This is a genomic window from Brevundimonas sp. CURTG3B2_SDJG, assembly GCF_057364705.1.
The window spans coordinates 1-7535 of sequence record NZ_JBNFOJ010000144.1 but is presented as its reverse complement, the minus strand read 5'-3'; the positions used below and the strand labels follow the sequence as shown (position 1 = coordinate 7535).

General features: G+C 70.2%; 7 protein-coding genes and 3 pseudogenes. 7 read left to right on the top strand and 3 right to left on the bottom strand.

Features of this window, described 5'->3' with window-relative positions; translation table 11 throughout:
- Together AC2W7C_RS10845 and AC2W7C_RS10840 are read right to left on the bottom strand one after the other, a co-directional pair.
- Window positions 1–470 (bottom strand): annotated as a pseudogene (locus AC2W7C_RS10845) (AraC family transcriptional regulator); the annotation flags it as partial.
- A gap of 38 nt (window positions 471–508) precedes the next feature.
- Window positions 509–976, bottom strand: a complete 468-nt coding sequence (locus tag AC2W7C_RS10840; protein ID WP_486001454.1) for an Lrp/AsnC family transcriptional regulator — start codon at window positions 974–976, stop codon at window positions 509–511.
- 154 nt (window positions 977–1130) lie between these two features.
- On the opposite strand from AC2W7C_RS10840, the pseudogene ald reads away from it, so the two are divergent.
- Window positions 1131–2248: pseudogene (gene ald / locus AC2W7C_RS10835) on the top strand (alanine dehydrogenase).
- A 123-nt stretch (window positions 2249–2371) separates the two neighbouring features.
- Entirely contained in the window at window positions 2372–3388 is a 1017-nt protein-coding gene (locus tag AC2W7C_RS10830; protein WP_486001453.1) for an alpha/beta hydrolase, read from the top strand.
- A gap of 31 nt (window positions 3389–3419) precedes the next feature.
- Here AC2W7C_RS10830 and AC2W7C_RS10825 read toward each other — a convergent pair whose 3' ends face one another.
- Window positions 3420–3659, bottom strand: a complete 240-nt coding sequence (locus AC2W7C_RS10825; RefSeq protein ID WP_486001452.1) for a hypothetical protein — start codon at window positions 3657–3659, stop codon at window positions 3420–3422.
- A 687-nt stretch (window positions 3660–4346) separates the two neighbouring features.
- Here AC2W7C_RS10825 and obgE point away from each other — a divergent pair.
- The 5 genes and pseudogenes from obgE (at window position 4347) to rlmH (ending at window position 7429) form a co-directional block, all read left to right on the top strand.
- On the top strand, window positions 4347–5405 hold the full coding sequence (obgE, locus tag AC2W7C_RS10820) for a GTPase ObgE (protein WP_486001451.1): 1059 nt from the start codon (window positions 4347–4349) through the stop codon (window positions 5403–5405).
- 85 nt (window positions 5406–5490) lie between these two features.
- The gene (locus tag AC2W7C_RS10815; protein ID WP_486001450.1) at window positions 5491–5691 is read left to right on the top strand and encodes a hypothetical protein; all 201 of its coding nucleotides are present in this window, start codon (window positions 5491–5493) and stop codon (window positions 5689–5691) included.
- Window positions 5692–5756: 65 nt separating this feature from the next.
- Window positions 5757–6467 (top strand): nicotinate-nucleotide adenylyltransferase, encoded by a 711-nt coding sequence (locus AC2W7C_RS10810; RefSeq protein WP_486001449.1) that lies wholly within the window; start codon window positions 5757–5759, stop codon window positions 6465–6467.
- An 81-nt stretch (window positions 6468–6548) separates the two neighbouring features.
- Window positions 6549–6953 carry a ribosome silencing factor gene (rsfS, locus tag AC2W7C_RS10805; RefSeq protein ID WP_486001448.1) on the top strand — a complete coding sequence of 135 codons (405 nt, stop codon included), beginning with the start codon at window positions 6549–6551 and terminating at the stop codon, window positions 6951–6953.
- Between the two features lie 12 nt (window positions 6954–6965).
- Window positions 6966–7429: pseudogene (gene rlmH, locus AC2W7C_RS10800) on the top strand (23S rRNA (pseudouridine(1915)-N(3))-methyltransferase RlmH).
- Window positions 7430–7535: the final 106 nt, after the last annotated feature.

Sequence of the window (7535 nt, the reverse complement as noted above, 5' to 3'; positions counted from 1 at the left end):
GCCTTGCGGAAGCCGCGGCTGACCGTCTCGGGGGCCAGGCCTGCGGCGTCGGCCCAGGTCTCCAGCCGGACGTCGGATTCGCGCCGCAGCAGGGCCGCCAGCTGGTCGGGCCAGTCGTCCAGCGCGGGCGCCAGCGGGCGGAGCGTCTCCCGGAACAAGCCGACGGCTTCAATCATGTCGCGCCTGGCGGCGCGTGCGATCAGATCGGGGTCGGCCACCCGGCCGGCGCCGAAGATCACGGGGTCCGCGAACGGCAGGTTCAGCACCTTGGCGCCGGACGCGGACACCGCGTCCATGTGCGACTCCCAGGCCCCGTGGATCAGCACCTGGCCCGGCGAGGCGCGGAACCGGCCCCGGTCGCCCGCTTCGACATAGCCGCCGGACAGCACCAAGGCGGCGTAGGCATGGCCGTGCCGGTGCCGTTCCATCCGGCCGCCGGCGGTCAGGGTCTGGAAAAGCGCGTGGGCCACCTCCTCAAACTGGCGGGCCGACTAGCCGGGGTCCAGTGTCAAACCGGTAATGCGCCGCGTTTCACCACCGTCCGCATCGCCACGCTGGAAGACACCCGGGTGACGCCGGGGATGCGCGTCAGTTCGCGCGAGTGGACCCGCTCCAGGTCGTCGACGTCGCGAACCACCAGCCGCAGCAGATAGTCCGAGCCGCCGGTCATCAGATAGCATTCGACCACTTCGGGCACCGTCGAGATGGCGGTCTCGAAGGCGGTCAGGGACGCCTCCGCCTGGGACGACAGGGTGACGGTCACGAAGACGCTGATCGGCAGGCCGACGGCGCGCTCGTTGATGATGGCGGCGTAGCGGCTGATCACCCCTTCGGTCTCGAGCGCCCGCAGGCGGCGCAGGCAGGCGCTCTCGGACAGGTTCACCGCCTTGGCCAGGTCGGCGTTGGTCATGCGCCCGTCGCCCTGCAGGGCGCGGATCATGCGACGGTCGGTGTCGTCCAGGGCGACGGCGGAAATCGTCTTCAATTGCAGCCTCGTTCGCAGATTCTGCGACTTTATGACGTTCAGTCGGCAAAAAGAACAGGAACCTGCGCGGGAACGACCGCTAGATTGCCGCGCGAAACGCGGCCGGCGCAGAGCGGCCCGTCATCGTTCAGGCAGAGGAAATCCCATGCGCGTCGGCGTCCCCAAGGAAATCAAGAAGAACGAGCACCGCATCGGCCTGACGCCGACCGCCGTGCGCGAGTACGTGGCCCGCGGCCACGAAGTCTCGATCCAGGAAGGGGCCGGCCTGGGCGCCGGCTTCACCGACGCGGACTACAAGAAGGCCGGCGCCAAGATCGTCGCCACCGCCGCCGAGATCTTCGCGAACAACGACATGATCGTGAAGGTCAAGGAGCCCCAGAAGGTCGAGTGGGAGATGCTCCGCGAGGACCAGATCCTGTTCACCTACCTGCACCTGGCGCCGGACCCCGAGCAGACCAAGGGCCTGCTGGCGTCCAAGTGCGCGGCGGTGGCCTACGAGACCGTCACCGACGCCAAGGGCGGCCTGCCGCTGCTGGCGCCGATGTCGGAAGTCGCCGGCCGCATCGCCGTCTTCTCGGCCGCCGAAACCCTGCTGAAGCACAACGGCGGCATGGGCCTGCTGTTCTGCGGCGTGCCGGGCGTGGCCCCGGCCCGCGTGCTGGTGCTGGGCGGCGGCGTCGTCGGCCTGAACGCGGCCCGCATGGCCATGGGCCTGGGCGCCGAGGTGGTCGTGCTGGAACGCTCGATCCCGCGCATGGCCTATATCGACGAAGTGACCCAGGGCCGGTGATCACCCGCTATTCTTCGATCGGCGCGATCGAGGAAGAACTGGTCAAGGCCGACGTCATCATCGGCGCGGTCCTGGTTCCCGGCGCCGAGGCACCCAAGCTGATCAAGAAAGAGCACCTGAAGCTGATGAAGCCGGGCTCGGTGCTGGTCGATGTCGCCATCGACCAGGGCGGCTGCTTCGAAACCAGCCACGCCACGACCCACGAGGACCCGACCTACGTCATCGACGGCGTGGTCCACTATTGCGTGGCCAACATGCCCGGCGCCGCCCCGCGCACCTCGTCGGAAGCCCTGAACAACGCCACCCTGCCCTTCGGCCTGGCGCTGGCGGACAGGGGCCTGGACGCGCTGAAGGCCGATCCGCACCTGGCCCGCGGCCTGAACGTCCTGAAGGGCGAGCTGACCTATCCGGCCGTCGCCGAGGCGCTGGACATGCCGTGGAGCGATCCGTTCGGCGTTTGGGCCAAGGCCTGATCCGCGGATCCCGGCCTGCCATGAGATTATCTCGCGGCAGGCCGGACTTATCGTCCTTTGTGACGTTCCCTGGCCCCCGATAGCCTCCCCGAACGCCGATTTTCCGGCGACGGGGAGGCTTCAATGCTCAGAACAAGCCTGATCGCGAGCGCCATTCTGGGGGTATCGGCGATCGCGGGCGCGATTGCCTGGGCCGGTAAGCCGGACGCCAGTCCAGCACCCCAGTCGCCCCCCGCCGCCCAGCCGGAGATCGGCGCCCGCATCGGCGCCTGGCGACAGCCCGAGGGCCTGACCCAAACCCCGATCTGGCCCGGAGAGGCCCCGGACATGGCGGACTGGTCGCGTCCGCCCGAGAGCGTCCTGACCGCGGACACGCCGGAGGCCGTCGACGGCTCGACCTCGCAAGCCGCGTTCGACGTCAGCATCCCCACCATGACGGTGTTCCCGCCCAGGGCTCCCAACACCGGCGCCGCCATCGTCGTCTTTCCGGGCGGCGGCTTCCGGGCGCTGGCGCTGACGCTGGAAGGCACGGAAATCTGCGGCTGGATCACCTCCAAGGGGATCACCTGCATCCTCTCCAAATACCGGGTGCCCGGCACCAACCACTACTGGAACCCGGAGTGCCGTTGCAGCATCACGCCGCGCGTTCCGCGAGCCCTTCAGGACGCCCAGCGCACCATCCGCCTCGTCCGGTCGCGGGCGGCGGAGCTAAAGCTCGACCCCCGGAAGATCGGCGTCATGGGCTTCTCGGCGGGCGGTTATCTGGTCGCTCAGACCAGCAACATCTTCGAGCCCGCCTATGATCCCGTCGATGCTGTCGATCAGGTCAGCAGCCGCCCGGACTTCGCCATCGCCTTCTTCCCCGGCCACATCTGCCGCCGCGGCGGCGTGATGGACCCGGGCCTTCGCGTCACCGGCCAAACTCCGCCGACCTTCCTGCTGCAGGCCTGGGACGACCCGGTGGACGACATCTGCAACAGCACCCTCTACGCCCGCGCGCTCGACGCCGCCGACGTGCCGGCGGAAGTGCATCTGTTCGCCAAGGGCGGTCACGCCTTCGGTCTTCGGCGGCGTGAGAGCCCCGATACGGTTTGGCCCGGATTGGTCGAGACCTGGCTCAAGGGCGTCGGCGTCCTGTAGGGGCCGGCGACAGCGAAGGGCTTCGCCGTCTCTAGACCAGCAGCGACACCAGGCCGCCGCCCAAATCGGCGCTGGCCTGACTGACGTCCTGGTCCATCACGGAAACGGCCTTGTCGAGCGCCGAGGCCTCCTGCTGGGACAAGGCGTCGTCGTCTCCAACCCTGGCGCGCTCGGTGGCCTGACGGACCAGCGCCTTGAGCTCGGCGGCCATCTTGCGGACATCGGCCATGACGTCGGCGTCGGCCTTCTGCTCCCCGCTGCGGCGCGACATCTCGGCGGCCCGCGCGTTCTGTTCGTCGACGGCCTGTTGGTAGGGATTGGCGGGCTTGCCGTCCGAGGGCCTGGTGTCGCCGGAGTGGCCCGTTCCGTCGCTCGCGGCTGAGTCGTCGGACGACGGAGCCGCGTCGCTCCCGGCCGTCTGCGCCGGCTCGCCCGCAGGAACGGCGTCGGACGCTGGCGCCGCGGGGCGGGCCGCCAGCGCTCATTCCGGAGGCGGAGCCGCCCGCCGCCGCGTACTCCTTCACCGCCGCACCGAGTTCGCGGGCCAGCTGGGCGGCCAGGCGCGCGGTCCCCTTCGGATCGGCCGCGGCCATCGACTGCAGCATCTCCAGCCGCGCCTTCAGCTGTTCGATCTTCTTGCGGGCCGCGGCCTTGCGCCCCTCCGAGGCCTGGGTCCGGCGCTGGCTCAACGTCTCCAGCGCCGTCTTGGCGTCACGGGCCTTGGCCTCGGCTGCGGCGGCGAGCCGTTCCTTCCGCGCCTCGTCGGACGTCTTGAAGGGCGTCGTCAGGCTGACCAGGCTCTCGGGCGAAATCCTCACGCCCCGGAGCCTGAGGTGATGCGCCGGAAGTCGCAAGGCGCCGGAACTCGCGCGGCTGCCGGAACCGGTTGGGGGTTCGCGGCGGGCGACGACCGCCACCCGGCCTGTAATTCGCCGCTCTCTTCCGGCATAAGCCCGCGATGAAGTTCCTCGATCAGGCCAAGATCTACATCCGCTCGGGCAACGGCGGCGCCGGCTCCGTCTCGTTCCGGCGGGAGAAATTCATCCCGAACGGCGGTCCGGACGGCGGCGACGGCGGCAAGGGCGGCGACGTCTGGATCACCGCCGTCGAGGGCCTGAACACCCTGATCGACTACCGCTACCAGCAGCATTTCAAGGCCCAGACCGGCCACCACGGACAGGGCCGCCAGATGCACGGCGGCAAGGGCGAGGACGTGATCCTGAAGGTCCCGGTCGGCACCCAGGTGCTGGACGAGGACAAGGAGACGGTGCTGCTGGACATGGACCGGGCCGGCATGACCGAACTGCTGCTGAAGGGCGGCAACGGCGGCTGGGGCAACACCCGCTTCAAGGGTCCGGCCAATCAGGCCCCGACCCACGCCAACCCCGGCCAGGAGGGCCAGGAGCGCTGGATCTGGCTGCGGCTGAAGCTGATCGCCGACATCGGCCTGGCGGGCCTGCCCAACGCCGGCAAATCGACTTTCCTGGCGGCCGCCAGCGCGGCCCGGCCCAAGATCGCCGACTATCCCTTCACCACCCTGACCCCCAACCTGGGCATGGTGGACCTCAGCCCGTCCGAGCGGTTCGTGATCGCCGACATCCCCGGCCTGATCGAAGGCGCCTCGGAAGGCGCGGGCCTGGGGACCCGGTTCCTGGGCCACGTCGAGCGCTCGGCCTCGCTGATCCATCTGATCGACGGGACCCAGGAGGACGTCGTCGGCGCCTATCGGATCATCCGGGGCGAGCTCGACGCCTATGGAGCAGGACTGGCGGACAAGACCGAGATCCTGGCGCTGAACAAGATCGACGCCCTGTCGCCGGAGGAGCGCGAGGAGAAGGCCGGCGCGCTGGAAGCCGCCGCCGGCAAGCGTCCCTTCCTGGTGTCGGGCGTGTCGGGCGAGGGCGTCACCGAGCTGCTGCGCGCGGCCTGGAACGAGGTGCGCAAGACCCGCGGCGAGATTCGCCTGGTCGACGACGAGGAAGTCCCGGTCGAGACCCCGGGCGGCTGGCGGCCCTGACCATCGTGGAAACGCCAGGGTCCTTCCCGACGCCCTGACGGAACGCTCCCGGCTCCCGGCCCTTTCCTTCCGAAAGGAGGCCGTCATGAGCGACGACAAGCCGATCCAGACGCCCGGCCGCAAGGCCAACGGCGCCATTCCGCTGGGCCGCCCTGACGCCAGCGCCTCCGACGCCGAGGTCAAGCGGGTCGGCGAGCAGTCGCGCCGCAAGGCCGGTCCCGACGGCCCGGACGCGACGGAGGTGGGCGACACCTTCAAGCGAGCAGGGAAGTCGACCGGGGACTGAACATAGGCGACAGGCCCCCACGCCCATGTTAGGGCACGCATGAGCATAAGTCGTCCGAGCCCGCCTTGTCCTTCTTCCACGCCGGTCCTGCGCCGAGAGCCTTCGGACCCCGTTCAGGGGGGCTGCGCGACGGCCTGGACCTGCGGCCCGGCATGGCGGTCGGCGTCTTCGGCGGCTCGTTCAATCCCGCCCACGACGGCCACGCCCATGTGGCCGAGACGGCGTTGCGCCGCCTGGGCCTGGACCGCGTGGTCTGGCTGGTCTCGCCCCAGAACCCGCTGAAGGACGCCCGCGACAGCGCGCCCCTGACCGAGCGGATGGCCTCCGCGGAACAGGCCGCCCGCCAGGCGGTCTCGGGACCGTCGATGATCATTTCGGACTTCGAGACGCGGGTCGGAACCCAGTGGACCATCGACACCCTGCGCGCCCTGGTCCACCGGCACCCGGGCGTCCGCTTCGTCTGGCTGATGGGGTCGGACAACCTGGCCAGCTTTCATCGATGGAGGGGCTGGACCGACATCATGCGGCTGATGCCGATGGCGGTGGTGGCCCGGCCAGGGTCGCTGCTGGACAGCCGCACCGCGCCGGCGGCGGCGCGGTTCGCCGGGGCCCGGCATCCCCGCCGGCCGCGCCCGGCGACTGGCCGACATGCCTGCACCCGCCTGGACCTACCTGACCGCGCCGCTCAATCCGAGGTCATCGACGGCGCTGCGCGCGGCGGCGCGATCCCGGAACACGTGACGCCGGAGGCCGTTCGTGCTAGGTTGCCGCTTTAGTAATCTCCCCGGAGCCCTCCGCTGACCCCCTCGCCCGCGCACGATGCGCATGACGCCGCCGTTTCGAATACGGCGCATGAGATGGACGCCCTCGCGGCCATCCGCCCCGAAGACGGTCAGCAGGCTCCCCTCCCGGTCGGCTCCACCGAACTCGAACGGGCCATCCTGTCCAAGCTCGACGACGACAAGGCGCAGGACATCGTCCTGATCGATCTGCGGGGCAAGAGCCCCATGTCCGACGCCATGATCGTGGCGTCCGGGCGCTCGCACCGCCATGTCGGCGCCTTGGCCGACCACTTGCAGCGCGTGCTCAAGGACCAGGGCCTGGGCAAGGTGAAGGTGTCCGGCCTGCCGCACTGCGACTGGGTGCTGCTGGATGCGGGGGACGTCATCGTCCACCTGTTCCGTCCGGAGGTCCGCGCCTTCTACAACATCGAGAAGATCTGGTCCGTCGACAGCGGCCACCGCGTCGACAGCCGCGCCTGATCTTCTGATCGGATGAAGCTGGGCGTCATCGCCATCGGCAAGCCGGGCCGCGGGCCCGAGGCGGCGCTGGCCGCGGACTACGCAGAGCGCGCCACCCTGGCCGGACGCGTGCTGGGCCTTGGGCCGCTGGAGCTGATCGACCTGGAGCCCCGCAAGCCCGGCAAGGGCCCCGAGGCCGAACTGATCCTGAAGGCCGCCGAGGGCGCGCACCTGATCGCCTGCGACGAACGGGGCAAGACCTTCTCCAGCCGCGACTTCGCCGACCATGTCGCCGAGCTGCGCGACCGGGGCGAGCGGCGGTTGGTCTTCGCCATCGGCGGGGCCGACGGACTGGACGCGAGCGTACGGGCCGCGGCCGCCTCGACCTTGGCGTTCGGGCCGCAGACCTGGCCGCACGCCCTGGCCCGGGCGATGCTGGCGGAACAGCTGTACCGGGCGTGACCATCCTGGCCGGATCGCCCTATCATCGGGACTGATGCGTCCGGCCGCCCTTGCCCTCCTGTTCGGCTTCCTCGCCTGCCGTCGCCGCCGGCGGGGCGCAGGAAGGCGAGGCGTCGCGCCTGCAGGCGGAGTACCGCGACG